The sequence below is a fragment of the Paraburkholderia caffeinitolerans genome, from assembly GCF_902859945.1.
GTDB lineage: Bacteria > Pseudomonadota > Gammaproteobacteria > Burkholderiales > Burkholderiaceae > Paraburkholderia > Paraburkholderia caffeinitolerans.
In genome coordinates, this window is the sequence record NZ_CADIKL010000005.1 from 156,578 (window position 1) to 180,784 (window position 24,207).

The following is a 24,207-nucleotide window of genomic DNA, read 5'->3' on the forward strand; positions in this document are numbered from 1 at the left end:
CGATGAACCAACCGATCTCTAGTGACCTGCTGTCGCGTATCGACAAGCTATTCATGGACCAAGACGCCACTGATCTGGAGGAGTCCCGTCGCCGACGAGCGCAGCGAGGCCTAGAGGTGCTCGTCGGCGATGACGTCAAAGCGTCATATGGCTTGCAGCTGGCTCTGCTCACTGCGGTGAACTTAGGCGTCAAGTGTTTCGCCGGCGCAACTGTGGTGCACGCGTCGGCAGACATGTGGCTGGCTCCGTGCCTGGTTCCGGTGGTCCGCTCGGGAACGCTAGGTGACGCGATCATCGAGCTTGGCGGCAGCCTGGTCGCTCGGAACAGAGCTGCGCCGCGCGGCCGTCATCTTCTGCTCGGTAACGCGGTCGCCGAAGAAGGCTCGCTCAGGCTGACCTATGACGGCTGGCGTATTTCGGTCGGGCCCGCGAACGAGGTGCCTCGGATGGCGGAGCGTACCTACTGTCCGCTTGCCGGCATTGCGGTCGCCGCCATTGCAGTGGGGGAGTTGTTCGCCGATTTTGCAGGCATCAACATCACGGCCACGCGGCGGGTTGTTGCGATGTCGCTCTGGCGGCCGGACCTGCCGTTTGAACACCCGGACGCGGTTGGCATGCAGCTCGCTGAATTGCCGCTCTCTCTGGGCCTCTTTGGACTCGGGCATCTGGGGCAAGCCTATTTGTGGGGCTTTGCAGCATTGCCGTACGCGTCGCCCGAAAGGGTGATGGTTCTGCTCTGCGATGACGATGAGGTAGAGAAGGTGAACGTCGAGACGGGCGCCTTGTTGACGGCTGCGGCGGTGCAACGGCTCAAGACGCGCGTGGTTGCGGAATGGCTTGAAGGACGCGGGTTCGTGACCAGGCTGCTGGAGCGTCGCGTCGACATGCAATTCAGGCGCACCGATCGTGAACCAATAATTGCTCTGTGCGGTTTTGACGATAATCAGCCGCGGCAGTGGCTCGCAAATGCTGGTTTCCAGGCGATTTTCGATAGCGGATTGGGCGGTGAGGCATTTAATTTTGACACCATCGCTTTTCATACTTGGCCGAATCCACGGATCGCCTCGGAAGTGTGGCCCCTGGAGTCCGCGTCGGAGGTCGCTCTGCGCGAGGCACGTAAGAGACAACAGGCCGATAGCAACGCGGCATATCAGACCCTTGGTGCCGACGAGTGCGGCCGCTTACTGCTCGCGGGCAAATCGGTCGCGGTGCCTTTCGTCGGAGCTATGGCAGCGTGCATCGTGCTGGCCGAAATGCTCAAGAACGTCAACGGTGGCCCGACATTCAGCGACCTGAAGCTTCGGCTCTGCGCGCTCGGCAACAGTCCTTTGGACGGGCGGCTGGCGAGCGAGGTGGCGACGCCGATGCGGGGCTTGGCAACGCAAGCCGCCAAGTAACTTTTGTAGGGTCTGCCTATCAAACTATGGCGGCGCAGCGGGTCGTCGGTGAATCGGGCAGTGGGCCATCTAACACGCAACTTTGAAGGTTGGTGAGCCATCGTCGACTGCGCCATCTAGCAAGGCCTTCCCCGGATGCGGATGCTGGGGAGGGATACGCGCCGCGATCTCAAGAACGGACTTTCCACTGATCACTGCCCGAGCGATGAACTGCTCTAAACCTGCTCTTTGGGCTCATACCACTCGCCGTGACATCTTGTGTACCTGACTTGCTTAGCGGGCAACGTTACAGTGACTATTCCCGGTCGCTTCAGTTTGGGATTTCTCAGGAACATCAAATAGCCGAGGCCTCGGCACATATCCTCACCGCTCTCGGCAACGAAATGCGCCAGACAGTTGACGCAGAACACACGATTTGATGTCGCCATCAGTTCACCCATGTTTGAGTAGGTGGGTTGAACCTGTTATCTGTTAGTTACGCAAATTTATTTCGCCAACATGTCCTTCTTCGTGGACAGGCGGTAACGCCAGGCCGGCAGCAAGTAATGCGCTCCGATGTCGTCGCCGGTCCGGTCCGCTCAGGCCGCCATCCGATGTTCGTAGTAAGGACGATGGCGATCGTCGAGAATCGCGTACTGTGCCGCGAGATTGCGTGGATCGGGATTGAGCCACGCGTCGATATGCTCCGGCTTGATGGGAATGATGCAGCGATCGTGGCCGGCGGCGGCAACTTCAGGGGGCGGCTCATCAGTGATGGCCGCGAAGGAGAGCACATCAGGCTCGCCAGGGCTTTGCCAGTGCGACCACAGGCAGGCGATTAGCATGTCCCGAGCGGGTTGCGGCTTGAACTCCAGGACCACGTTTTCCTCTAGCTCGCCTTCGGCGAGTTCGCGCCCTTCCAGACGATGTCGTTTCACGTTTTCATAGAACGCGTTCGCGACGATAAGACCGTGCGAATACCCAAAGAGTCCCTTCCAGAAGCCTTCCAGGTTGTCAAACCTGGCATTGTAAAGTCCGGGATATTTCTTGTCGTAGAACGCAGGCTTGCCAGCCGGGCGACAGTGATATCGCATGGGCTTGATGACACGCTTGCCGTTTTCCATGATCATGACCGGAGCATAGTTGCCGGGGAAAATTCGCGAATCGCGGTCTTTCAGTTCGGTGCGACGGAGATCGTCGAGCCCGTGCAGCGCCGACTCGATCTTGTTGGTTGCGATCCGTTTGCTTTCGGTGGCCGCCTTCGTCGTCTTGCTCTGCAGGGTGCGTTCCGCGTCGGCGAGTCGCGCGCGCTGTTTGAACAGTTCCTGCTCCAGCTTTGGGACCTGGTCGCGGGTGAACTGGTCAATCGCTTCCTTGATCCGCCGTTCCTCGTCGGTCTGGGGAACCGAGAACGCGGCGTCCATCGCCTTCGGAATCTTGATGTTGCTGCCCTCGGCGCGTTCCCAGTACAGCTGTGCGAACTCCCGGATGCTCATGTGCGCGCCAAACATCCTGACGTACTTGCGGTAGTCCGCCTGGATCTGGGCTGAATAGCACATGGTGGCTCTCCTTTTTGAAGGAAGGTGCGCGAATATGGTACGCCGGTTCCTAATGGAAGTTTCGTGTCGACGTGACGAGCGAGCCGAGCAGCGGGGAAACGTCGACCAGCCGGTGCGCGACGAGGTGGCGCACTTCACCCTCACGCTGCCAGACACCGTACACGGCAAGCAGTGACGAGCCGAGCGCTTCGCGTCGCTGCTTTTCCAGCAGGGACGGCCAGATGATGACGTTGACCTGTCCGGTCTCATCCTCAAGCGTGACGAACATCACACCCTTGGCCGTGCCCGGCCGCTGCCGGACCGTCACGATGCCGCAGGCACGAGCGAGCTGCCCGTTCCGGAATCCGGCCAGCGTCGACGCCGACAGCAGGCGCTGGGCAAGCAGGCGAGGGCGCAGCAGTTCCAGCGGGTGCCGGCCGAGTGTCAGACCGAGGGTCCGGTAATCGCTGGCGATCTGCTGGCCTTCCGTCATCGGCGCGAGGACCGGCGTCGCGTCGTCATCAGTCGCGCCGCGCAGCAGATCCCGGTCCGGTACCGCAGCCACCGCATGCCACAGAGCTGCGCGCCGGTCGCCGGCGAGCGAGCGTAACGCGTCGGCCATAGCGAGCGCCTGCAGGTCCTTGCGATCGAGTTGCGCGCGTCGTGCCAGATCGGAGACATCGGCAAAGGGCCGCACGGCCCGCGCGAGCTCGATGCGCGCGGCGGCTTCTTCCTTCAGGCCGCGAACCAGCGACATGCCGAGGCGCACCGGCGCGCGAGTCGATCTGCCCTCGACTGCCGAGTCCCAGTTGCTGAGCGTCACGTCGACGGGCAGCACCTTCACGCCGTGGCGCCTTGCATCCTGCACGAGCTGTGAGGGTGAATAGAATCCCATCGGCTGGCTGTTGAGCATGGCGACGAGGAACGCGACCGGCTCATGACACTTCAGCCATGCACTCGCGTAGACAAGCAGCGCGAAGCTCGCCGCGTGACTCTCCGGAAAGCCATATTCGCCGAAGCCCTGGATCTGCGCAAAGATGGCCTCGGCGAACTCGCGGTCGTAACCGCGCTCGAGCATCCCGTTCACGATGCGGTCGTAGTAGGCTTCGAGTCCGCCCTTGCGGCGCCATGCGGCCATCGCGCGACGCAACTGGTCAGCCTCGCCGGCAGTGAATCCTGCCGCGAGCATCGCGACCTGCATCACCTGCTCCTGAAAGATCGGCACGCCGAGCGTGCGCGAAAGCGCCTGCTCCATCTGTGGGCTCGGATAGGTGACGGGCTCCACGCCCTGCCGCCGACGCAGGTAGGGATGCACCATGCCGCCCTGTACCGGGCCCGGACGTACGATCGCCACCTCGATCACGAGATCGTAAAAGCAGCGCGGCTGCAGGCGGGGCAGCATGCTCATCTGCGCGCGCGACTCGATCTGGAATACGCCAACGGTATCGGCGCGACAGATCATCTTGTAGGTCTCGGAATCTTCGGCAGGAATGTCCTGCAGTTCGAATGGCTCGCCGCGCTTTTCCGAAATGACGTCGAGCGCGCGGCGGATGGCCGACAGCATGCCAAGTGCGAGCACGTCGATTTTCAGCAGACCGAGCGCCTCGATGTCGTCCTTGTCCCACTGGATGATCGAGCGGTCGGCCATCGCAGCGTTCTCGATCGGCACCAGCCTCGACAGCTTGCCGCGGCTGATCACGAAGCCACCACTGTGCTGCGACAGATGTCGCGGAAAGCCCAGCAGCAGCGCCGCGAAATTCGCCCACTGCACGATCAGCGGTGCTTCAGGGTCGAGACCGGCCTCGGCGAAGCGGTTGAGCAGATCGCGGCTGGAGTCGAACCACTGGTAAGCCTTCGCGACGCGATCGACGATCGCCGGATCCACGCCGAGCGCCTTGCCCGATTCGCGCAGTGCGCTACGTGGGCGGTACGTCGTCACGGCGGCCGTCAGTGCTGCCCGATCGCGCCCGTACTTGCGGTAGATGTACTGCACGACTTCTTCACGGCGCTGATGCTCGAAATCGACGTCGATGTCGGGCGGCTCACCTCGCTCTTTCGAGATGAACCGCTCGAACAGCATCGACGAGCGCGCAGGATCCACCTCGGTCACGCCAAGAGCAAAGCACACGGCCGAGTTGGCCGCCGAGCCGCGCCCCTGACACAGGATCCCTTCGCTGCGCGCGAACCGGACAATGTCGTAGACCGTCAGAAAGTACGGCTCGTAGCGCAGATCCCCGATCAGCGAGAGCTCGTGTTCGATCTGCTGCTGTACCTGATGTGGGATGCCCGCTGGCCAGCGGCGATGTGCGCCGATGTAAGTCTCCTGTCTCAGGTAGCTGGTCGGCGTATGGCCGACTGGCACCAGCTCGTCCGGATACTCATAGCGCAGCTCGTCGAGTGAAAACGTGCACAGGTGCGCGATCCGCAGCGTCTCCTCAAGCATCCGCTGCGGGTACAGGTTGGCGAGTCGCAGGCGCGATCGCAGATGCTGCTCTGCGTTGGGCGCGAGATCATAGCCGCACTCGGCTACCGGTTTGCCAATCCGGATCGCCGTGAGCACGTCTTGCAGCGGTTTGCGCGAACGCACGTGCATGACAGGAGCACCTGTCGCCACGACGGGAATGCCGTGGCGAGCAGCGACGTGTTCGACGGTGCCACGGTGGATGTCGTCCATTGCCCGGGCATGCAGCGTCAGGGCGATCCACGCGCGATCGCCGAAGGTCTGGGCGAACCACTCGACCTGCGTATCCAGCCTCTCTTCGTCGGCCGGGTAGTCCGGCGACAGGATCGCGACGCAGTCCGGCAGTGCCCGCAGGTGCCCGAAGGGCTTCTCGGGGTGCGCGAGATCCAGGGGGGCAATCCGGTAGCTGCCCTTGTGCGCGCGCATGCGGCCGAGCGTGATCAGCTCCGACAGGTTGCCGTAGCCTTCGCGTGTCATCGCCAGCGCGGTGAATGACAGGGCAGGCGTGCCGTCGGCGTTGGTCAGATGGAAGTGTGACCCGACGATGAACGGCAGACCGGCCTTCTTCGCCTCGACGTGGGCACGAACAACGCCGGCCAGCGAGCATTCATCCGTGATGGCCAGTGCGGCATAGCCCAGCTGCGCCCCACGTGCAGCGAGATCCTCGGCGTGCGATGCGCCGTGCAGAAAGGAAAAGTTGGACGCGCACTGGAGTTCCGCATAGTCGGGCAGTGCGCCGTAGGTCGGCGCCATGGGCGATCACCCGAACAGGCCGTGCAGGAACCAGCGCGGCTCGCGTTCCTCGACGGCGCTTACGCGCTCCCGGAAGACCCAGTAGTGCAGCGCGTCGTCGGACTCCGCGACAAAATAGTCTCGCGTCACCGGGTGCCCATCCTGCCAGCCGACCTCGATCCGTTCGCCCGGCGAGACCATGCGCAGCGGCGTGCCGTAGAACGGGCGGTGGCCGCGCATGATGAGCTGTACCGGGTTGTCCAGAAGCCAGGTGGGTCGCGGAAGATCTGGCGGTGGCAACATGGGCCTGGCGGTCTCGCCGATGGGAAGCCAGCGTGCGGCGACTTCCGGGCGGTGGTCGGCAACCGGAGCCGCCTTGAGCACGTTCTGCGCGCCGAGCCGGGCGACGAGGAGTTCCATCAGGCGCGCGTGATCCTGCGGCGAGCCGCCGGGTTCCGGGAACAGCGATTCGCTCGGCGCGTCCGCTTCGCGGACGTCCTTTGCATCGAGGCGAACGGCGATGACCGGCGCGGCCAGTTCAACGCGGCCCAGCCGTTCTTTCAGAAGACGCACGAGGTGGTCCTCGCGCGACGTCGGTTCCGCAAGGGCAACTTCGATTGCCGTCGGCGGCACCGCCGCGCGGCCGCGCTCATGCTCGAGCTCAAGCACAAACCGCTCGATCGCAAGCTGTCGGGCCGACAGCCAGCCGGTCATCTGCAGGATCAGGCGCCGCGCCGCGAACAGCACGGCCTCTGCGTGCTCGATCCGGTCGGGCAGCTCGAGTCGCGCACTGAAGGCGGGAGGCATCTCGAGCCATTCATACACCTCCGGTGCCGCGCCCGTCGCGCGATCGAGCGCATCCAGCAGCGCCGTGCCGCAGCGTTTCTTGAGGCCTGCGCGAGGCAGGCGCCGGACGTCGTCCACCGTTTCGCATCCCAGGCCGTCGAACCATTCGGCGTAGTGGCGCGCCGGCGGCAGGGCAGGTAACGGCACGCGACGCAGTGCGCGGTCGACGGATCGCAACGTGAGGGCAATGCCACCCGAGGACCGGGCGAAGAGCCACGCGGCCTGCCCTGTTGGTGCAACAGCAAGCGTTGCCGTTACGCCGAACGCGATCACCGTTTCGCGCGCGAGTCGGCGCAGCGGGCGAATACCGCCGAAGAGCCGCAGGCTCGCCGAGACGTCGACCAGCACGACCGATTCCTCCGCCAGCACCACGTGCGGGGTGAACTGCAGCAGGGCGAAGGCCACGCCACGAACCAGCTCCGCTTCACGGGTGAGATCACGTTCCCGGATGACCGCGTCGGGGACGAGCGTCAACACGCCACCGCGGCGCATGCCGGGCACGATCCCGCCCGAGTGCGCCGCGCGGTCGAGCGCGACAACGCGGTCCTTCTCCAGCACGACAAACCCGCCCTCATTGCGTGGCATCGACCAGCGCGGGAGAAACGACTCGAGGGCGAGGTGCGGCAGATGTACGCCGATCCAGAGTTGCATATCGGCTCAACAGGGCAGGTGAAGGTACGAGAGGAACGAAAACGGGTTCGTCGCGCTGCGGTCCGCGGCGCTTGACGAAGGTCACTTCAATACCGCCCCTGGCGGCTCGCAGCGCAAGCCGCAGCGGCGCCGGCGACGTCGCCTGGGCGGCCGCGAGCGGGCGAAACAGGAACAGCAGGGTGTCCGAGGCCTGCGCGGCCAGATGCAGGCGCCGCAGCGCTTCCTGCCGGACTTCGGCCTGCCAGAAGAGCAGGGCGCCGCAGGTGCCGGCACGCAGGATCTGCTCGGCGGCCCACAGCGCGTCAGCAGTGCGCGGAGCATGCAGTGCGCAGGCCTGCGCTGAGGGAATGTCCAGCCACGCCAGACCGGCCGGTTGCAGCCGGTGCGGCGGCTGCAGCAGGAGCAGGGGGCGGGATCCGACGGTCGCCAGTGCGGGCTGCAGCAGACGCAGTTCACCGCAGCCAGGCTGCGGTGTGAGCAGTTCGGTGAGCGCGCCAGCGGGCCAGCCGCCGCCCGGCAATCCGGAGGCCAGCGCGGCGTGGCCGCACGACACCACCCGATCGAAGCCGGCGGCCAGTTGAGATGCTCGCCATAGCGCGGGGTGGATTTCTTCAGGGTGACGCGGGAGGGCGCTCATGGGGCAAGAACACTGTATGGATATACAGTATCTAGTGTAGCGCTTATCTCCAAAAAATGTAAAAGGGGGTGGTCCGGAGGCCGCGGCCGGTTACAGCTGGGGTTCCGTGCCAAGCGGGCGCGAGACCATCTTTTGCGACATGGGAGGGAACCCCAGCGGTGACAGACCTGCCGGGTGGTAGGGCTTGCCAGAGAGGTAAGGGGTTCGTACCATGCCTGCACTCGACCGGTTGTCTGGATGGCGTAGAGAAAATTCGTTGTACGCCAAAAATTACAAGGCAGGTGGGCATGTACCGATTCGAAGATTACGACCTCATCATCGACGCGCGCAGCGAACGCGAATACGCCGTGGATCACATCCCTGGGGCAATCAACCTCCCCGTGGTCAGCAATGACGAATACGCCGAGGTCGGCACCTTGCATCGGACCGACAAAATGCGGGCATATCTGATCGGCGTGTCCTATTCGCTGAAAAACATTTCGCGACACCTTGACACCGTAATTGCGGGCCGCCCACGTCATGGCAGGGTGCTTGTATATTGCTTTCGCGGCGGAAAGCGCAGTCGACTTTGGTTTGATGCTCTCGATACGATCGGCTATAAGGTGGACCGTCTACCTGGTGGCTGGAAGGGCTATCGACGTTGGGTCAACGAGCAACTGACAAAGCTACCGCGGGAGTTCTCGTATGTGGTCCTGTCAGGCTCGACTGGTTGTGGAAAGACTCGATTGCTCGATCAACTCGAAGCCGTCGGTGCGCAGGTCTTGAATCTGGAGGCGCTCGCGTCTCACCGGGGCTCGGTTATTGGTGCGATACCTGGTACCCCGCAGCCGACGCAGAAATACTTTGATAGCCTGCTGCAACAAAAGCTTAGTACTTTCTCGCCCAGCCGCCCGGTGTGGGTGGAAGCAGAGAGCAAGAAGATTGGCAACGTGCAGTTACCGGAAGCGCTGCTCGAAACGATGCATATGAAGGGCAAGCCTGTCTGCGTGAATGCGCCGATGGCCCAGCGAGTCATATTGTGGCGAGAGGACTATCACCATTTCGAGCAAGATCCGGACGCCTTCGTATCGAAACTCGCCTCTCTGCGGAGCCTTATCGGAGGCAAAGAGTTCGAGGTGTGGCAGGAAATGGCCAGAACACGGCAAATACCCGAGTTGTTCGAGCGGGTCATGGTCGCGCACTACGATCCCGCCTATGCACGTTCGACACGGCGCAGTTATCCCGCACTTGCAGACGCACCAGTCGTTGACTTGCAGGAACTGTCGCCAAACAGTCTCCGCGCCGTGGCGCTTGCGCTCATTCAGCGCTTTGGCTAAACGACTCTTATCTCAATCTCACTAAAACCGTGTCATTGCCAATCGCCCCCGCGATACGGGTGGAATAGGGCATATTTGCCATGTCGTCTATGCAAGAAGCATATGGACGCAGAGAAATTTCCGCCTTGTAGCCATGGGTACCTTTCTTCGTGTTTCCGTTTGTAACTGAATTGGTGGAGGGGAAGGGAGGGCGGGTATGGTCATATCTTATGAATTGATCTAATCGGGACAGATTGACTGATTGGGATTGCTTCAAATATGACCACGACGATCGAAGACCGCATGATCTTGCTCCTGAATGAGCAGGCCCGCCTCGCGCCAAGTGAAGACGAAAGGCCAATGGGCGCACTTCGCAGGGCGTTCGGTACTCTGCTCCCGAGGCCCGAGCCTGGCCGGGGTTACTTGGAGCGGCTGACGGAATACACCCGTATTTCCATTCAGCGCTGGCGTAAGGTGTTTCATCGTCGACAACGACCCACGCCAGACATGATCGAGGCGCTGGCACGTCTTTTCCCGCACTATGCTTTCTGGCTTGTCACGGGCATTACAGACGCGGCCAATGGCCATGTTGCACCGGATAACGCGCAAACATTTCCGGAGCGCCTGTATGCGCAGTCAGATGGCGCATCCCTGTATTTCCGCAGATCACTGGTTCTATTTCGTCGCCTGTTCGAGGAGTCGAGCGTCAATCTGCAAGATGACCATCAGCGCATGTATGCAGCGGAACGCACCAGGCCGCTCGCTCACTGGCACGACAGCCCGCTTGTCGATGCGGCTTACCGGATTTCTCAATCAAGGGAGTACTGCGAGCTGCATGAGATCTGGGAGTCCCGCGAGAAGTACCGGGCTGATAACTTGAAACGCATCTGGCCAACATCCCCTGACGATCGGCCGTGGGTGCAGCGTGCGAAGGAAGCAAAGGAGCAGGGGCTTTCGTTTCCTATACTGGGCGTCGATCCCCGCACATCGCACCAAGACCACTGCGATCTTTACTACGTCCCGCGAGTGCCCTGCCCAACGCGCTTCGCATTGAGCGTTCTAAACACATCGCCGGCGGATCTGAGAGACGAGGAGTTGAAGCGTCTGCGAACATGGCTGGAGCAGTTGCAGGACGACGACCTGTTCGTGTTCTTTCAGTATCTCGAGCATCACGGCATCGACCGCGAGTTAATTTTCCCGTTGGAGCCCGGAACCATACGATTCGCATGGCTCGGGATGGCCGACTCCGAGATCGAACAGTTCGTTAATTACGTGCAAAGCCAGCGTTCGAGTCGACCGCGCGATAAGTATCCAGCGCGGATGAGCAGAAAGCTGGCGTAGCACTCGTGTGCATGAGGTGGCCCGGCGATTCGCCGGAGTGAAGATGATTTGTTGGATTGGAAACTATGAGCGACTGTATCAGCATTGTGTGCCCTTCTTGTGGGGCCGATCACGGTGATGATGGATGGGAAGTCTTGCAGGAAAACGAAGTCCATCAAATGAAGTGCGAAGTCTGCCGCGCGGAATTTTTCGTATCGATCTTCGAGTGCGAAAGATGCGTGGCAGACAATGTGATTTCGTCTCAATCTGAGCATGAAGTCAAGAATCGGACGTGTCGTGCTTGCGGACATCGCCCCGAGATCGAAGGCCAGGATTATGAAGAACCTTGTCTATGAACGAGCCGTTAGTGCCGATGTCGAGCAGGTGGGCATTCGTCTCTATCAGGTGCCAGGCGGTTTCATTGCGGAAAGGTATCTGATTCAGGGTGACGAACTTATGCTGGTTCAGATTATGCCGATTTCATCAAAAGGCGAGTTTGAAAAGTTCGCGCTTTCGGACCCACATCATTCGGTTATGCGGGCAATTTATACGGAAGTGCGAAACATTGTCTGGGCGGATGGGGTTGGTGAAGTAATCTAGATGGATCGACCGTAATGGAACTGAGCTTTGATGCCGTTATAAATGCAGCGGATGAATTGGAGTTGATACCGCTTGTTAGCGACGCAATTCGATCGAAGGGAGCGGAATGGTTTGTGTTCGTTTCGTTGCATCCGACCGATCATTCAGCCAGTCGCTCCACCCATCGATTCTTGATCGGTTGTCGCCCTGAATGGTGCCAACTGTACAACGCGAACCGATGGTATCTGACGGACCCTTGTCTCGATTACGCACGATCGAACACTGCGCCAGTGTTGGGCTCGGAGTTGCCAGTCCGGACTGCTGGGCAAAAGCGGATGCTTGAGGTTGCCGCGGAACACGGGTTTCTCAGCACGTTCCTCATTCCTGCGCACGCTAGCGAGAAAGGCCGGATTGGAGCTCTCTACCTTGGCTCGAGCGTGAAGCCCGAGGAAGGTGAGCCGAAACTCAGAGAGGGAAGGGCATTTTTCCGGGCCCTGGCGTTGGAGCTCCTCGATTGGTCATCGCGGGGAGTGCGAGAAGATGCGATCAGAAAGTGTGGCCTTTCACAACAGGACGTGCAGTTGATTGGATTCGTAAGATCTGGCTTCAATGCAGGTGCGATCGCCGATGAGCTGAAAGTGTCTTCGACGACTGTCTACAGGCAGTTCCAACGGATCAACGAAAAGATTGGCGTTTCGCACATTACCGCGGCGGTGCGGTTTGCGGAAGAAAATGACATCTTTGCGCAGCAATAAGGGCGGGTTCTGGCTGTCGACGCTATTACCAGCGACCGCGACGGCATTCTTCATTTACCGGCATCCCTGGCTGTTTTTGCTGTTCTTGGTTGTGGTGGTTCCTGCCGCTGACGCGGTTATCGGGCAGGACGTGGAGGTCACAAACCAGAGGGCGAGCCGAGCGCCGAGCGGTCCTGTAGTCCCACTCACTTACATTTGCGTGTGGGGCGCTGCGGTGCTTGTTGCCCTCGAAAGAGCGATGACCGCGAGGCCGCTGGAGTTTGCCGGGCTCGTTATTGCCTCAGGGGTGCTGAGTGCTTTCGCGATGGCGCACATTCACGAGGTAATGCACCGGGGCGGGCGTGTATCCAGGCTGATCTCCGACGTAGCGCTAGCAGTCGCTGGATACCCTCACTACCGGGTCGTACATCAACTCCACCACGGGCATGTCGGCGATCCGCGATTTGGCTCAACGGCCCATGTTGGCCTGTCGGTTTGGTGTCACGTCGGCCGCTCCTTCTTCTCGGCGCTGAGATCCGCTATTGCTTACGAGCTAAGCCAGGCCCGCAGGTGGAGGGGAAGCCGGCTCCTGCAGATCGTCCCGGTCAGCGTAGCCGTCGTGGGCCTTTTCGCGTGGTTTGGTGGGTGGCGTGGGGCGGTCTTCTACGCGGGGCAGGGCATAGTCTCTGTCTTCGTCGTAGAGGCGGTTGGCTACCTGCAGCACTATGGCCTGTGTGGTAGTCCTGACGACCTGGGCAATCAGATTGCGTGGGACGTTAATTTCTGGTTGTCCAATCGCCTATTCGTAAATAACGGGCTTCACACCCACCATCATCTTGAGCAAACGCAGGCCTATGATCGCCTGGTTCACGCCGGGAGAGCGCTTCCTGGCGGCTATCTGCACATGTTTGGCCTGGCGTTAATTCCACCGCTCTGGTTCTCGGCCATGAACCATAGGCTATCAAAGACAAGCCACTAGCATAAAACACTGGCGGCCGCAAGGCTAAGTGGGTCTCTTGAATTCGTCACATCATCTGTTGGAAAGTGTCACTACGGTGTTGTCTTGGTAGTGCGCTTGCGTGCGACAAGAGCGAGCATGCGTTCGGCGAACATTGTTATCTCGTCTGGGGTCATGAGCTCGGCGAGAGACATCGTAGTGACGGTTTCGCGTAATTCGTCGAGATCGGTATCGCCGCGGACACTGAGCTGGGGATAGGTCGACTCCAAACGCGCGACCAGCTCAGCGTTGAGTGAGCGCTGATTCTTCGTGGCGGATTCGTTCAACTGGTGGTAGAGGGACCACGGTAGCCGGAATTGTGAGCGGTAGCTGTCTTTCATAGTGACATTTGACACTACGTTGGCGCTGGAATATAGTGACAATGTGTCACTACCACGTAGTGACTATAAAGCACCAGAGGAGAGAGAATGGGTGACATCGTTCGCTCGCAGTGTCGACTCCCCCGAGAGCTGAATGAGTGGCTCATCGATCGGGCAAAGCAGGAGGCACGGTCAAAAAATGCGCAGCTGATTGTCGAGCTTCGTACTCGTCGGGCCGAACTGGGAGATGGGGTGGTCTGCAAGGAGTGCGCGTCGGATGCGCCCTCCGCGTCGCCAACGTCGCGACAGGAGCAGGTATCAGAAAGAGATTAAATTGGTTCGCATCGCGCGGCCGGATTTTGGCGAGGTAACGCCAGACAGGGAAGGGCCGGCGTGGAGGTACGGGTAGTAGAAGCGGTCAGCGTCGATGTTGCGAGCAGTGGCGTCGACCTGACCAGTTGTTGGAACCTGAGAGGTCGACAATGGCTAAAGCCATTATATCGTTCGGGCACAGCCGGCGACATAACGTGAGCGAGGGGGGAAGTCATGCTTGATTTCATCTCGTTAGCCCAGCAATGCGCGCCGAACGTCCACCCCACGACGCTTCAGGCGGTCGTGAGGACTGAGTCCGGCTTCAATCCGTACGCGATCGGCGTCGTTGGTGGCCACCTTGTTCGCCAGCCGCGTGACCGTGCTGAAGCGGTGGCGACGGCAAAAGTGCTCAATTCACAAGGCATCAATTTCAGCATGGGGCTTGGACAGGTCAACAAGGCCAATCTTGCCCGCTACGGATTGACCTACGAAACGGCCTTCGATCCGTGTGCGAACCTGCGCGCGGGCAGCGCGATACTGCGCGAATGTTATGAGCGGGCGACTGCGGCAATGGGGCAGGGTGCGCCGGCATTGCGTGCGGCGATCAGCTGCTACTACAGTGGCAATTTCACGCGCGGCGAGTCAGCCGACGCCGGCGGCACCAGTTATGTCCAGCGAGTTGTTGCCAACGCCCAGATGGCGGCAGGTTCAACCAACGTCGTTCCTGCGATTCCTGTAGTGATGGACAGTCAGTCCGACAGACCAGCACGCGCAGCAGCGCCCGATGTCAAAACATCTTCCGCGCGCCACAGTGGCCCAAAACAACGGCAGGACGCACCGCACCCGTCATGGGATGCATTCGGCGATTCCGCTTGTGACAACGACTGCAATTGACTTGAGCCGCGACGACGCGGCCTGATCTCAACCACGTGAAAGGAGAAGACATGAATCGCAATACGAAGCTCGCGGCCATGAAATTAGTACTACTGAAAAATTACTCATATCGCATATCAATGCGGCGAATCGCAACCCATATGCGCCAGACGATCGCTCTCGGCATTGCAATCGGTCCGGAACTTGCATTCGCGGGTGGTGGGCTCGATTCGGCGACGCAGGGCGCGAACACCTTCAAGATCTGGCTCTATTCGTTCCTTGGCGTCGTCGCGGCCTGCGTGCTGATGTGGAAAGGGGCGGAGTGCTGGGCCGATCGCGCGCACTGGAGCGAGTTTGTGACGATGTGCGGCAAGGTGGCGGCGGTGGGCTCGGTGGTCGGCGTGCTCGCACCGTATCTGTGGAACATGTTCAGCTGAGCACGCCATGTCGGACGAAAAAACCCGCTACCCCGGATTCAACGGCCTTGGCCGCACGGCTGCCATCTGGGGCGTCCCCTATATGGCGATGCTGGTTGTCGTCGTCGCGTCGATGTTTGTCGGCGTGCTGATTTCCTTCTTCGTGGGACCAGGCGGTCTGCTATTCGTTTTCCTGGGCTTTCCGGTGCTGCTGTATTTCAAGCACATCTGCGAAACCGACGACCAAGGCCTGCGGATCATGTGGCTGGAATTGCGTTGCCGCTTCTACTTCTGGCAGCTGCGGGTCCGCGCGCGGCTAAATGCCGGGCGAGCCGCCCCGCGCTTCGGCAATACCGCTACGCTCGCGCCGTTGCGATACGGACGGCAGCGCCGCGTCTATCGCGATTTTTTTAAACCGTTGTCCAAGGGTGAGCGCCGGCTGCGTGAGCTCGATCCGGAGGCCTGATGCAAAGCAGACCCGCCGTCACCAGCGAAATCCTCGGCGCGATCGGCGCCGTGGAAGACTGGATTCCGAAGTACTGGCATCCGGTCGCGAAACACGTACAGCACCTTGAGGGCAACCGGTTCATGGTGACGCTGGCCATGCGCGGCGTGCCGTTCGAGGTGCACGAGAACGTCGCGATGGAGCGTATGTTCGATCGCGATACGGAAGCGTACAGCAAGCTTGGTCGCGACCTGGGTGGCCGCCTTGGCTATCACGCAACGTTCGTGCGACAGCGCGTGAGTTTTGATCGTGTGTACCGGTTCAAACAACGCTTCCTGCAGTGGTTCGTACGCGAGTACATCGGGCGACGTTTCGGAGACGAAAAGTTCTTCGAGAACCGCTACTACCTGTCGCTGATCCTGAAATACGAGGACTTCGATGACGGGCTCAAGGAAATCTGCTCCCTTGCGAAACAGGCGCTGCTGCAGTTCGCCGAGTATGAAGCCGAGTTGCTTGAAGTGTACGAGCGCAGGCACATGAACGGCACGAAGTTGCTGTTCTCACCCTTGTATGGACTCGTCAGCTATCTCATCAATGGGAAGACCGGCGATCTGCCGGTCGCAGCGGAACCCGGCACCGATGTCATCCCGTCGAGCCATCTGCACTTTGGGTACAACACGCTCGAGATCGGGGCGAGCAACGTGCCGGCGTACCGACGCGTTGCAACCTGCCTCGACCTTCGCAGTTGCCCGGAGAAGCCGGGCTGGGGTCAGCTCGACCCGTTGATCACGTTGAACATCGAATTCACGATTACGCATACGTTCAACTGTATGACGGGCTTCGAGTCAAACCGGACCATCGATTCGGCAATCAACAAGCTGGAGTCGGCCGGTGACAAGGCGAAGCATCAGGTCAAGGAATTGCGCGACGCACAGGGTTACGTGAACACGGGTGAACTGTCGTTCGGCGAGTATCACGGCGCGGCGGTTATCTACGGCGAAACAGCGAAAGAGGCGCTGGAGAACGCCGACAGGTTTGCGTCCCGTTCGCGCAACGAGTGTGGAGTTGAATGGTCGCCCGCGACGGGGTCTGCTCCGTTCACGTACTTCTCACAAGTCCCGGGCGCGCGAGTCAAACCGCGACCGAAAGTGCAGTCCTCGCGCAATTTTGCGGCGATGTACACGTGCCATGACTACTCGTCAGGCAAGGCGGAGGGCAACCCGATCGGTGACGGGTCGGCCGTCATCCCGTTTCGCTCGGACTCGGGTGTGTACAACTACAGTTCGCACGCGAGCCGGCTGGGGGACATCAACGTTTCGGAGAAGGTGGCCGGGCATTTTGAAGCGAAAGGCACGACGGGCAGCGGCAAGTCTACGGTCATCGTAGCGGCGACTGGCATGCTGTCCCGCTTCGATCCGATGCTGTACGTGCTGGACAAGGGCCGTGGCTGGGAAGTGTTCATCCGGGCGATGGGCGGCGCCTATGTCTATCTGGAGAAAGGCAAACCGACCGGATGGGCGCCGTTCGAGCTCGCCGACACACCAGACAATCGCGAATTCCTGTACGGACTCGTCGAACTGTGCGGCCGGAAGAACGGTGTCGACCATCAGGGTAAGCCAATCAAGATTGACCTGACGGCCGCCGAGAAGATTCACTGCCGCAACGCTGTCGATGCGGTAATGGGCGTCGATGACGTTCGGCTGCGCCGTTTCAGCCTGCTACTGGACAGCATTCCGGACGAAGGCGACGACGGCCTGCGCGCACGTCTGTCGATCTGGTGCAAGTCGGAAAACGGCCGGTTCTGGTGGGTGTTCGATAACCCGCCCAATCTCTACCTGAACATGAGCGAGCAACGCTGGATCGGTTTCGATGTTGAGGCATTTCTTGTCGATAACTACGAGCCGTCGGAGCCCGCATTTGCATATCTGTTCCATCTCAAGAAACTGATGCGTCGGGAAGGCACCCTGATGCTGACGGTGATCGAAGAGTACTGGCTGCCGCTGCGCTTTCGCACGATCCGCGAGCAGATCGAGGAAACGCTGGCCAGCGGGCGTAAAGAAGGGGAATTCATGGGACTGATCACGCAACAGCCGGAACAGGCGCAGCGTGCGGCAGACCTGTTTCCCGCGCTGCGCAGTCTGATCGCCACGAAGATCTGGCTGGCCGATCCGGCGGCCGAAGAAGAGGCCTATCTGCGTGACGGCATGACCCGCAAGGAGTTCAAGGAATTCAAAAAACTCACGCCACAGTCGCGCCGATTCCTGATCAAGCAGGGCAACCAGTCGGCGTTCGCCAGTTTCGACCTGAACGGGCTTGAGGACGCGATTGCGGTGTTCTCTGGCGATCGCGAGAACGCACTGATCTGCGACGGGGTCCGCGCCGAGTGTGGCGACGATCCGGATGTCTGGCTGCCCGTCTATCTGGAGCGCGTGTTCGAACGCAAGCTGCGCACGCGGCTCGCGGCGAAGCACGGCGCCGATGAGCGTTTGTGGTCCGCCGAGCTGCAGCGCAGCCTCGAGCGCAAGCGTGCCGAGCTTGCGCAGATTTATCCACCGGTTAATCAGCCGGTTGACGACGAAGTTTTTGCCTGATGTGCTGCAACCCAAGGAGGGAACGATGAACAGCACCGATGTCTATCCGGCCGCGCGCCGGCCGGTTGACCCAGCGATCCGGAACCTTCGCGAGGCGCTGCTGGCACGATCAACGCGCGCCGGCATGAGCGCCTTTGCCTATCTGCCGGGAATTACGCTTTGGCCTCGTCGCGCGCTGGTCACGATGCTGTGCGCGTGTGCGTTTTCGCAGGCCCACGCGCAGGGCGTGCCGACCATCTCACCTGCGGAGCTCGCCCAACAGATGGTGCAGGTCGAGCAGCTGATGCAGCAGGTCAAGAATCAGGAGGCCCAGTATCAGGCGCTGACTGGCAACAGTAGTTTCGGCAACATCATGAACGATGCATCGCTGCGCAACTACCTTCCGGAACAGTGGCAAAACATTTACGACCAGGCGAAGAACGGCGGTCTCTCGGGTATCAGTTCGTCGATGCGTTCGATCGAGCAGCAGGAAAGCATGACCGGCGCGAGCACGCCCGGTCAGCAGCGCTATTACGACACGCTCGCGGCCAACAAGGCGATGAACGAGCATGCGTATAGCGCGATCATGGCGCGCTTTAACAATATCCAGTCGCTCATGCAGCAGTCGAACATGACGCAGGATCCCGCACAGAAGGCGGATCTGCAGAACCGCATGGCGGCCGAAGAGACGATGGTCACGAACGATCAGACGCGCTTGCAGCTCACCGCGCAGTTGCAGAAAACAGAGCTGCAGCTTGCCGAACAGCAGCGCGACCGTGAATTCGACAACGCATTCCTGGGGAAAACCAATGGTCAATAAGACACTTCTCGGCTCGATCATCGCTTTGCTGGTCGCGATCGCTGGCTATCTCGGATACCTCGCGTGGGATCGTCACCAGCACAACGTGCAGGAAGAGCAACAGCAGCAGCAGGATCTGAAGTTCGATGCGGCGTTTCTCGGCACGACGCCCGAGAAGCTTGCCGCCGAGCGCAAGGCGAAGGGTATCAACGCTGCAAGCGACGATGCCGAAGCCCGCGCGGCCGGGCTGAAGTAATCCGGCTCGTCCATCAATCACTGACCGAAGCAGGAGATATCCGTGGCAGACGTCCAGCTTTTCACCTCAATGACCAATTCGTTCGACAAGAACGTTTTGAACACGATCTCGACCGGTTCGAGCAACATCATTGCGCTGATCTCGCCATTGATGGCCACCTGCTTCAGCATCTATGTCCTGTTGATTCTCTGGACATACTGGCAGGGGCGCAACGACGAGCCGATCAACGATTTCCTGACGCGCATGGCAACGTGGGCGCTCATCCTGACCTGCGGGATGAACATCCAGTTCTACAGTGAGTACGTCGTTCCATTCTTCAATGGTTTTGGCGAACAGATGGCCGGCGCGTTGACCAACGGTAGCAACCCGGTGTCCGGCCTCGACAACCTGCTCAATGCATACATCAACGCAGCGCAGGCGATCTATGCACAGGCGTCCGGCCTGAAGGTTATTGCGGCCATCTGGACGATCGCGCTGATGATCATTTTCGGTGGCCCGTTCATGGCGATAGCCATTGCGTACATCATTCTGGCGAAGTTTGCGCTTGGGCTTCTGCTCGCACTCGGTCCGTTGTTCATCTCAGCGGCGCTCTTCCCGCCGTCGCGACAGTTCTTCTGGAACTGGGTCGGTCAATGCATGAACTACACCCTGCTGGTCGCGCTCTTCGCCGCTGCATGTGCACTCGAAGTCAATTTCGCGATGGGCGTGGTACCGCTGAACGGATCCCCCTCTATCGCACAGGTCATTGACCTGGACATCATGGGGCTGGCCTTCTGGGTTATATCGCTTAACCTGCCGGGTTTGGCTTCGTCTCTCGCGGGCGGTGTCGGTATCTCGACGATGGTGGGCAAGCTGGGTAGCGTCGCGAGATTTGCTGGCTCGCTTGGAAAAATGGGCGGCGGCGGATCGTCGAAGACCGGCGGTAGCTTGAGTGAGGCGTAAAAAATGATCAGGTTATTCAAGACAATCGCACGTTGGTGGCTTATCGCGGCGGTGGTGGCAACGATCGGCGCGATAGTATCGATCAAGCTGTTTTACTAGATGCCACGCAATACGCCTGTCTTGCTCAATCCAAAGGAGAAACGGAGACCATGAAATTTCCTGTCGCTATTTTACTGATGGCTTTCGCGCTGCAGGCGTGCAGCTTGGCGCCAAAGCCACCCGAGCCGACTGGTCAGTGGGTACCCGTCAATCAACCGTTGGCTCAGCAGTCGGGCCATACGGAACCGAAGTGAGGAACAGGATGGCATCGACTATCAGGCAATGGTTTGCGTCGGGAGCGAACGCGCGCAAACGCAAGGGAAGCCCGGCCGGGTCGACCACGCGCGCAGACGCGCCGGTGAGCGGTGTTGAGTCAGGTGAGCGCGATGCGGTCAGCTGGTACCTGAAACAGGCACAGGCCTTCGAGAAGTCGAAGGTCGAAGCAGCGGAAGAGAAGGCCCGTATCGCGGACCGGCGCTCGGTGCTCTCGGGAGTTGTCGCTCTCGCCGCTGTTTCTGGCATGGTGGCTTTAGGACTCCTAAGGCGCCCGAACCCACCGGCTGTGCTGCGAGTGGACTCGTCAACCGGTAAGGTCGATGTGCTGCCGACAACGGCTAACGGACGCGTCACGTTTTCCGAGAAGACCGATCGCGCGGATCTGCACCGTTACGTCGAACTGCGCGAGGGCTACGACTGGGAGACGATTTCGGACACGCACGCCGCGGTGATGTTCATGAGCGACGACCACGAGAAGGAAGCCTATGACCGGCTGGTGCGCGGCCCGGTGGGCCCGCTCAAGCTTCTGAAGGATCAGGCGCGGGTCATCGCACACGTAGGCTCGATCACGTTCGCGCCCGCCGCACAGGTGTTCTTCTCGCGTCAGCTGGTCCCGCTGAATCCCGCAGCGAAACGCCCGGATCCGACGTACTGGATTGCGACGGTCGCATTCGAGCGTGTGAACGTTCCGGAAAAGCAGGATCAGCAGGATCTCAACGCGGACGGTTTTCGCTGCACGAGCTACGAGGTCACGCGAGACTGGACCCGGGCGCCCGCCGATGCTGCGCCGGCGTCAGGCTCTGCGGCAGCCGGAGGTGGAACATGAAAGGACGAACGATCCGGATGTCAGCGAGCGCAGCGGCGGTCGCACTGGGCTTCGCGTTGGTGCCGATTCACGCGCGAGCGCTCGAAACGCCGCGCAGCTGCGGTTCAGACCCGCACATCCAGTGCGCGACCTACGATCCGGACCAGGCCTATCGTGTGGCCACCATGCCGGGGCGTGCGGTAATGATCCAGTTCGAGCCGGGCGAACACATCATCAACAGCGGCGAGGGCATCGGAGACGGCAAGGCCTGGCACGTGGCCATCAACGACAGTGGCGCGATGCTCAAACCGGGTGCGCCGCAGCCGGAAACCAATCTTCTGCTGGTCACCAACCGGCGCACCTATCCGCTCTCGCTTGTTGACGTGTCGGCCGCACAGCCTGCGACATGGATACTGCGTTTCGATTATCCGGACACGCGTGCCAAAGCGGCGAGCGCGCAGATGCGCCGTCAGCAGGCGGTAAGCGCTGCGCTGGGCAGTCAACAGGGCAATGGGCCGGCTATTCCCGCCTCGATCGTGAGCGTGGGCGCTGCGAAATCCACGCCTGTGGCGTCGGTTCCTGCGGCGAATATCCAGTACATGATGCGCGGCGATCGTGCACTCGCGCCGACCGCGCTGTGGGACGACGGCCGATTCACGTACTTCAAGTACTCAACCGCGCGTGACCTGCCGACGATCTTCACGAAGCTTCCCGACGGTGGAGAGGCGACGGCGAACTTCCATATGGAGGGCGATACGGTCGTCGTGCACGAAGTGTCGAAGTCGTTTCTCATCCGCTACGGTCAGTCGGTGCTGGGTATCCGCAACGACGGCTATTCGCCTGATGGTCATTACAACCGTGCGGGCTCGTCGATACCGGGCAGCGCGCGCATCGCACGTGACCATACCGATGCATCGACGAACTGATCAGGGAGCGAACAGGGTATGACTGAACGAAACGAAATGGAACATGCGGCGTCGACCGACGTCGGCCCACAGCCTTCGCTCGACCTGCCGGGCCGTCGGAAAACGCGCGTGGGCAAGCTGCGTCTGGTGCTGGTCGCGCTCGCCGTTATTGCGCTGGGTGCATCGGGCGTCACGATCTATCTGCAGCGCCTGTTCCAGCAGCATCAGGACGCGAAACAGGCGGCGCTGACAAAACCGAAAGACAGCGGCGCGAGTGACGCCGGTGCGGATCTGGAGACGCAGAAGGAACGTATCAAACGCGCGGAAGACCAGGCCCGTGCAGCGTCGGAGGCTGCGGCCGCCGCTGCCGCGAATTCCCACCTCGCGACGCCGACCGGCGCGGCATCGCAGACGAACGGACAGGCGGTGGCCGTGAGCAACCAGCTGCGGCCGCTCACGCCGGCCGAGCGCCGCCTGCAGGGCAGCGTGCTCGTCGCGAGCGGCAACAACGATTCTGGCCAGAGCAACGATGGTCCCGTGGCATCAAATGAAACTGCAGGTGACAGCGGTGGCAACACCGGCGGCGGCAATGCCGGGGTCAGCGGCCACGATGCGTCTGGTCTGGCAGGTCTGGCGAAGTCGATGGGTCTGTCAGCGCTGCGCGGCGACAGTGCAGGCGGTGCGCCCAGCTCAACCAGCAAGGCGGACGCGGGCGACGGCAAGGGCTCTCCGATCGACCAGTCGTTGCAGCCATCGAAGCTGCAGCCGATGCAGGCCTCGTTCCGACCGAACCGGCATTACCTGCTCGGTCGCAACACGATGATCCGCTGTGGTCAATCGACGGCGATCCGTACCGACCGGCCGGGCCTGATCGGGTGCCCGATCGCGCAGGACGTGTGGTCCGACGATGGCACGACGCTGCTCGTTCGCAAGGGTGCGATGGCGAAGGGCGAGCAGCGCGATGCGGTGATCCAGGGGCAGGGCGTGATCGGCGCGATCTGGGACGAGATCGACGACGGCGACGTACACATTCCACTGAACTCGCCGGCTACCGATCCGCTGGGCGCTGCAGGCATTCCAGCCTATGTTGACGAGCACTTCTGGCTGCGGTTCAAGGGCGCGCTGATGGTCAGCCTGATCGGCGACTTCGGCCAGGCGCTCGCGAACAAGGCAACCGGGTCTGGCCAGCAGATCACGTTCTCCAACAGTTCGAACGCCACGCAGGATGTGGCCGCGGAGACGCTGCGTAACACCATCAACATCCCGCCGACGGCGTATTCAAACCAGGGCTCTGTCATCAATATCTTTGTGGCGCGCGACATTGACCTGAGCAGCGTGTATGAAAACGTCGATGCGCAGGGCAACCTGGTTAGCCAGAACCGGCAGCAATGAGGAGCGGACCCATGAACCTGAAGATCACCTACCCGGACGATTTCCCCCTGCATGGCCTCGATCGCGACATGTTCGAGACAAAACTACGCAACGCCCTGCGTTTCTGTTTCTACGGCAACACGGTCCGCCAGCTGGCCGAGCGGGTGGATGCACGGCGCGCGCGCGAGGTTCCCGATGCGTTGCCACTGCGTCAGATCGCCGACGAGCACGCGTTCGAAGATTGCATGGCGCTCGATGGGTGCCGGATCGACGACATGTCAGCGCCGCTGCGACGCAACCTGCTGCGTAATGTCGGGGCGCGTATCGGGCTGACGATCTCGGAGTGGGGCGACAGCGCGTTGCCGTCGCTCGATGAGCCAGTCAATCACGCAATGGATGTGCACGCAACTAACCGTCAAGCCGTCGAGATCCCGGCAATTTACGATCACCAGACGCCACGCATCTCGCGCATCTGGCTTGTAACGGGACTATGCGCGGTTGCGGTAATCGGCGGTGCGGGCTGGAAATTGACCCGGCCGGCCGTACCCCTGAGTGCAACCGTGGTTTCCACGTCGCCGGCGCAAACGCTCCGCGAGCTTGCCAGCAGCGTGCCGGACGATCGACGCCCGTATCGCGTGTCAGTGCAAATCGAGCTGCAGGATACGGGCACCACGTCTCGCTGAACCTGCGCGGCACTTTGATTAACGGATGT

General features: G+C 61.0%; 22 protein-coding genes. 17 read left to right on the top strand and 5 right to left on the bottom strand.

Annotation, left to right across the window (positions count from 1 at the left end):
* Positions 1-2: 2 nt before the first annotated feature.
* Positions 3-1,397 (top strand): hypothetical protein, encoded by a 1,395-nt coding sequence (locus HV773_RS06680; RefSeq protein ID WP_162831539.1) that lies wholly within the window; start codon positions 3-5, stop codon positions 1,395-1,397.
* A gap of 578 nt (positions 1,398-1,975) precedes the next feature.
* Here HV773_RS06680 and HV773_RS06685 read toward each other — a convergent pair.
* From HV773_RS06685 to imuA, 4 genes are read right to left on the bottom strand one after another with little or no spacing between them, the layout of a single operon-like run.
* Positions 1,976-2,935 carry an SOS response-associated peptidase family protein gene (locus HV773_RS06685; protein WP_115783665.1) on the bottom strand — a complete coding sequence of 320 codons (960 nt, stop codon included), beginning with the start codon at positions 2,933-2,935 and terminating at the stop codon, positions 1,976-1,978.
* 49 nt (positions 2,936-2,984) lie between these two features.
* A complete protein-coding gene (locus HV773_RS06690) occupies positions 2,985-6,128 on the bottom strand; it encodes an error-prone DNA polymerase (protein ID WP_115783666.1) in 3,144 nt (1,047 codons plus the stop codon).
* A 6-nt stretch (positions 6,129-6,134) separates the two neighbouring features.
* Positions 6,135-7,604, bottom strand: coding sequence for a Y-family DNA polymerase (locus tag HV773_RS06695; protein WP_115783667.1), 1,470 nt, complete (start codon positions 7,602-7,604; stop codon positions 6,135-6,137).
* Positions 7,525-8,241, bottom strand: coding sequence for a translesion DNA synthesis-associated protein ImuA (gene imuA, locus HV773_RS06700; protein ID WP_115783668.1), 717 nt, complete (start codon positions 8,239-8,241; stop codon positions 7,525-7,527). The genes HV773_RS06695 and imuA overlap by 80 nt, the downstream gene beginning before the upstream one ends.
* 287 nt (positions 8,242-8,528) lie before the next feature.
* On the opposite strand from imuA, the gene mnmH reads away from it, so the two are divergent.
* The 5 genes from mnmH (at position 8,529) to HV773_RS37485 (ending at position 13,148) form a co-directional block, all read left to right on the top strand.
* Complete coding sequence (gene mnmH, locus HV773_RS06705) at positions 8,529-9,557, top strand: tRNA 2-selenouridine(34) synthase MnmH (protein ID WP_115783669.1); 1,029 nt, start codon at positions 8,529-8,531, stop codon at positions 9,555-9,557.
* 258 nt (positions 9,558-9,815) lie between these two features.
* Positions 9,816-10,877, top strand: a complete 1,062-nt coding sequence (locus tag HV773_RS06710) for a hypothetical protein (RefSeq protein WP_175172071.1) — start codon at positions 9,816-9,818, stop codon at positions 10,875-10,877.
* Positions 10,878-11,192: 315 nt separating this feature from the next.
* Positions 11,193-11,456, top strand: coding sequence for a hypothetical protein (locus HV773_RS06715; RefSeq protein WP_162831540.1), 264 nt, complete (start codon positions 11,193-11,195; stop codon positions 11,454-11,456).
* Between the two features lie 14 nt (positions 11,457-11,470).
* Complete coding sequence (locus HV773_RS06720; RefSeq protein ID WP_115783671.1) at positions 11,471-12,190, top strand: autoinducer binding domain-containing protein; 720 nt, start codon at positions 11,471-11,473, stop codon at positions 12,188-12,190.
* A gap of 238 nt (positions 12,191-12,428) precedes the next feature.
* Entirely contained in the window at positions 12,429-13,148 is a 720-nt protein-coding gene (locus HV773_RS37485; RefSeq protein WP_425496169.1) for a fatty acid desaturase, read from the top strand.
* Between the two features lie 71 nt (positions 13,149-13,219).
* Here HV773_RS37485 and HV773_RS06730 read toward each other — a convergent pair whose 3' ends face one another.
* A complete protein-coding gene (locus HV773_RS06730) occupies positions 13,220-13,507 on the bottom strand; it encodes an Arc family DNA-binding protein (protein WP_115783673.1) in 288 nt (95 codons plus the stop codon).
* A 525-nt stretch (positions 13,508-14,032) separates the two neighbouring features.
* Here HV773_RS06730 and HV773_RS06735 point away from each other — a divergent pair.
* From HV773_RS06735 to HV773_RS06785, 11 genes are all read left to right on the top strand, one after another.
* Entirely contained in the window at positions 14,033-14,692 is a 660-nt protein-coding gene (locus HV773_RS06735) for a lytic transglycosylase domain-containing protein (RefSeq protein WP_115783674.1), read from the top strand.
* Between the two features lie 140 nt (positions 14,693-14,832).
* The gene (locus HV773_RS06740) at positions 14,833-15,108 is read left to right on the top strand and encodes a hypothetical protein (RefSeq protein WP_246282221.1); all 276 of its coding nucleotides are present in this window, start codon (positions 14,833-14,835) and stop codon (positions 15,106-15,108) included.
* 7 nt (positions 15,109-15,115) lie between these two features.
* A complete protein-coding gene (locus HV773_RS06745; RefSeq protein ID WP_115783676.1) occupies positions 15,116-15,553 on the top strand; it encodes a VirB3 family type IV secretion system protein in 438 nt (145 codons plus the stop codon).
* Positions 15,554-15,603: 50 nt separating this feature from the next.
* Positions 15,604-18,123, top strand: coding sequence for a VirB4 family type IV secretion system protein (locus tag HV773_RS06750; protein ID WP_246282223.1), 2,520 nt, complete (start codon positions 15,604-15,606; stop codon positions 18,121-18,123).
* 25 nt (positions 18,124-18,148) lie between these two features.
* On the top strand, positions 18,149-18,922 hold the full coding sequence (locus tag HV773_RS06755; protein WP_115783678.1) for a TrbJ/VirB5 family protein: 774 nt from the start codon (positions 18,149-18,151) through the stop codon (positions 18,920-18,922).
* Positions 18,912-19,157 carry a hypothetical protein gene (locus HV773_RS06760; protein WP_115783679.1) on the top strand — a complete coding sequence of 82 codons (246 nt, stop codon included), beginning with the start codon at positions 18,912-18,914 and terminating at the stop codon, positions 19,155-19,157. The genes HV773_RS06755 and HV773_RS06760 overlap by 11 nt, the downstream gene beginning before the upstream one ends.
* A gap of 69 nt (positions 19,158-19,226) precedes the next feature.
* A complete protein-coding gene (locus HV773_RS06765) occupies positions 19,227-20,099 on the top strand; it encodes a TrbL/VirB6 family protein (protein WP_115783680.1) in 873 nt (290 codons plus the stop codon).
* A gap of 301 nt (positions 20,100-20,400) precedes the next feature.
* Positions 20,401-21,240 (top strand): VirB8 family type IV secretion system protein, encoded by an 840-nt coding sequence (locus HV773_RS06770; protein WP_115783681.1) that lies wholly within the window; start codon positions 20,401-20,403, stop codon positions 21,238-21,240.
* Between the two features lie 17 nt (positions 21,241-21,257).
* Positions 21,258-22,145 (top strand): TrbG/VirB9 family P-type conjugative transfer protein, encoded by an 888-nt coding sequence (locus tag HV773_RS06775; RefSeq protein WP_373291941.1) that lies wholly within the window; start codon positions 21,258-21,260, stop codon positions 22,143-22,145.
* A gap of 18 nt (positions 22,146-22,163) precedes the next feature.
* On the top strand, positions 22,164-23,516 hold the full coding sequence (locus HV773_RS06780; protein ID WP_115783683.1) for a TrbI/VirB10 family protein: 1,353 nt from the start codon (positions 22,164-22,166) through the stop codon (positions 23,514-23,516).
* An 11-nt stretch (positions 23,517-23,527) separates the two neighbouring features.
* Entirely contained in the window at positions 23,528-24,178 is a 651-nt protein-coding gene (locus tag HV773_RS06785; protein WP_115783684.1) for a hypothetical protein, read from the top strand.
* Positions 24,179-24,207 lie beyond the last annotated feature (29 nt).

What these genes read in the sequence shown, in the direction of transcription:
- HV773_RS06680 (WP_162831539.1), top strand. Translation starts at nt 3, where the DNA reads ATGAACCAACCGATCTCTAGTGACCTGCTGTCGCGTATCGACAAGCTA.
- HV773_RS06685 (WP_115783665.1), bottom strand. Translation starts at nt 2,935, where the DNA reads ATGTGCTATTCAGCCCAGATCCAGGCGGACTACCGCAAGTACGTCAGG.
- HV773_RS06690 (WP_115783666.1), bottom strand. Translation starts at nt 6,128, where the DNA reads ATGGCGCCGACCTACGGCGCACTGCCCGACTATGCGGAACTCCAGTGC.
- HV773_RS06695 (WP_115783667.1), bottom strand. Translation starts at nt 7,604, where the DNA reads ATGCAACTCTGGATCGGCGTACATCTGCCGCACCTCGCCCTCGAGTCG.
- imuA (WP_115783668.1), bottom strand. Translation starts at nt 8,241, where the DNA reads ATGAGCGCCCTCCCGCGTCACCCTGAAGAAATCCACCCCGCGCTATGG.
- mnmH (WP_115783669.1), top strand. Translation starts at nt 8,529, where the DNA reads ATGTACCGATTCGAAGATTACGACCTCATCATCGACGCGCGCAGCGAA.
- HV773_RS06710 (WP_175172071.1), top strand. Translation starts at nt 9,816, where the DNA reads ATGACCACGACGATCGAAGACCGCATGATCTTGCTCCTGAATGAGCAG.
- HV773_RS06715 (WP_162831540.1), top strand. Translation starts at nt 11,193, where the DNA reads ATGAAGAACCTTGTCTATGAACGAGCCGTTAGTGCCGATGTCGAGCAG.
- HV773_RS06720 (WP_115783671.1), top strand. Translation starts at nt 11,471, where the DNA reads ATGGAACTGAGCTTTGATGCCGTTATAAATGCAGCGGATGAATTGGAG.
- HV773_RS37485 (WP_425496169.1), top strand. Translation starts at nt 12,429, where the DNA reads ATGACCGCGAGGCCGCTGGAGTTTGCCGGGCTCGTTATTGCCTCAGGG.
- HV773_RS06730 (WP_115783673.1), bottom strand. Translation starts at nt 13,507, where the DNA reads ATGAAAGACAGCTACCGCTCACAATTCCGGCTACCGTGGTCCCTCTAC.
- HV773_RS06735 (WP_115783674.1), top strand. Translation starts at nt 14,033, where the DNA reads ATGCTTGATTTCATCTCGTTAGCCCAGCAATGCGCGCCGAACGTCCAC.
- HV773_RS06740 (WP_246282221.1), top strand. Translation starts at nt 14,833, where the DNA reads ATGCGCCAGACGATCGCTCTCGGCATTGCAATCGGTCCGGAACTTGCA.
- HV773_RS06745 (WP_115783676.1), top strand. Translation starts at nt 15,116, where the DNA reads ATGTCGGACGAAAAAACCCGCTACCCCGGATTCAACGGCCTTGGCCGC.
- HV773_RS06755 (WP_115783678.1), top strand. Translation starts at nt 18,149, where the DNA reads ATGAACAGCACCGATGTCTATCCGGCCGCGCGCCGGCCGGTTGACCCA.
- HV773_RS06760 (WP_115783679.1), top strand. Translation starts at nt 18,912, where the DNA reads ATGGTCAATAAGACACTTCTCGGCTCGATCATCGCTTTGCTGGTCGCG.
- HV773_RS06765 (WP_115783680.1), top strand. Translation starts at nt 19,227, where the DNA reads ATGACCAATTCGTTCGACAAGAACGTTTTGAACACGATCTCGACCGGT.
- HV773_RS06770 (WP_115783681.1), top strand. Translation starts at nt 20,401, where the DNA reads ATGGCATCGACTATCAGGCAATGGTTTGCGTCGGGAGCGAACGCGCGC.
- HV773_RS06775 (WP_373291941.1), top strand. Translation starts at nt 21,258, where the DNA reads ATGTCAGCGAGCGCAGCGGCGGTCGCACTGGGCTTCGCGTTGGTGCCG.
- HV773_RS06780 (WP_115783683.1), top strand. Translation starts at nt 22,164, where the DNA reads ATGACTGAACGAAACGAAATGGAACATGCGGCGTCGACCGACGTCGGC.
- HV773_RS06785 (WP_115783684.1), top strand. Translation starts at nt 23,528, where the DNA reads ATGAACCTGAAGATCACCTACCCGGACGATTTCCCCCTGCATGGCCTC.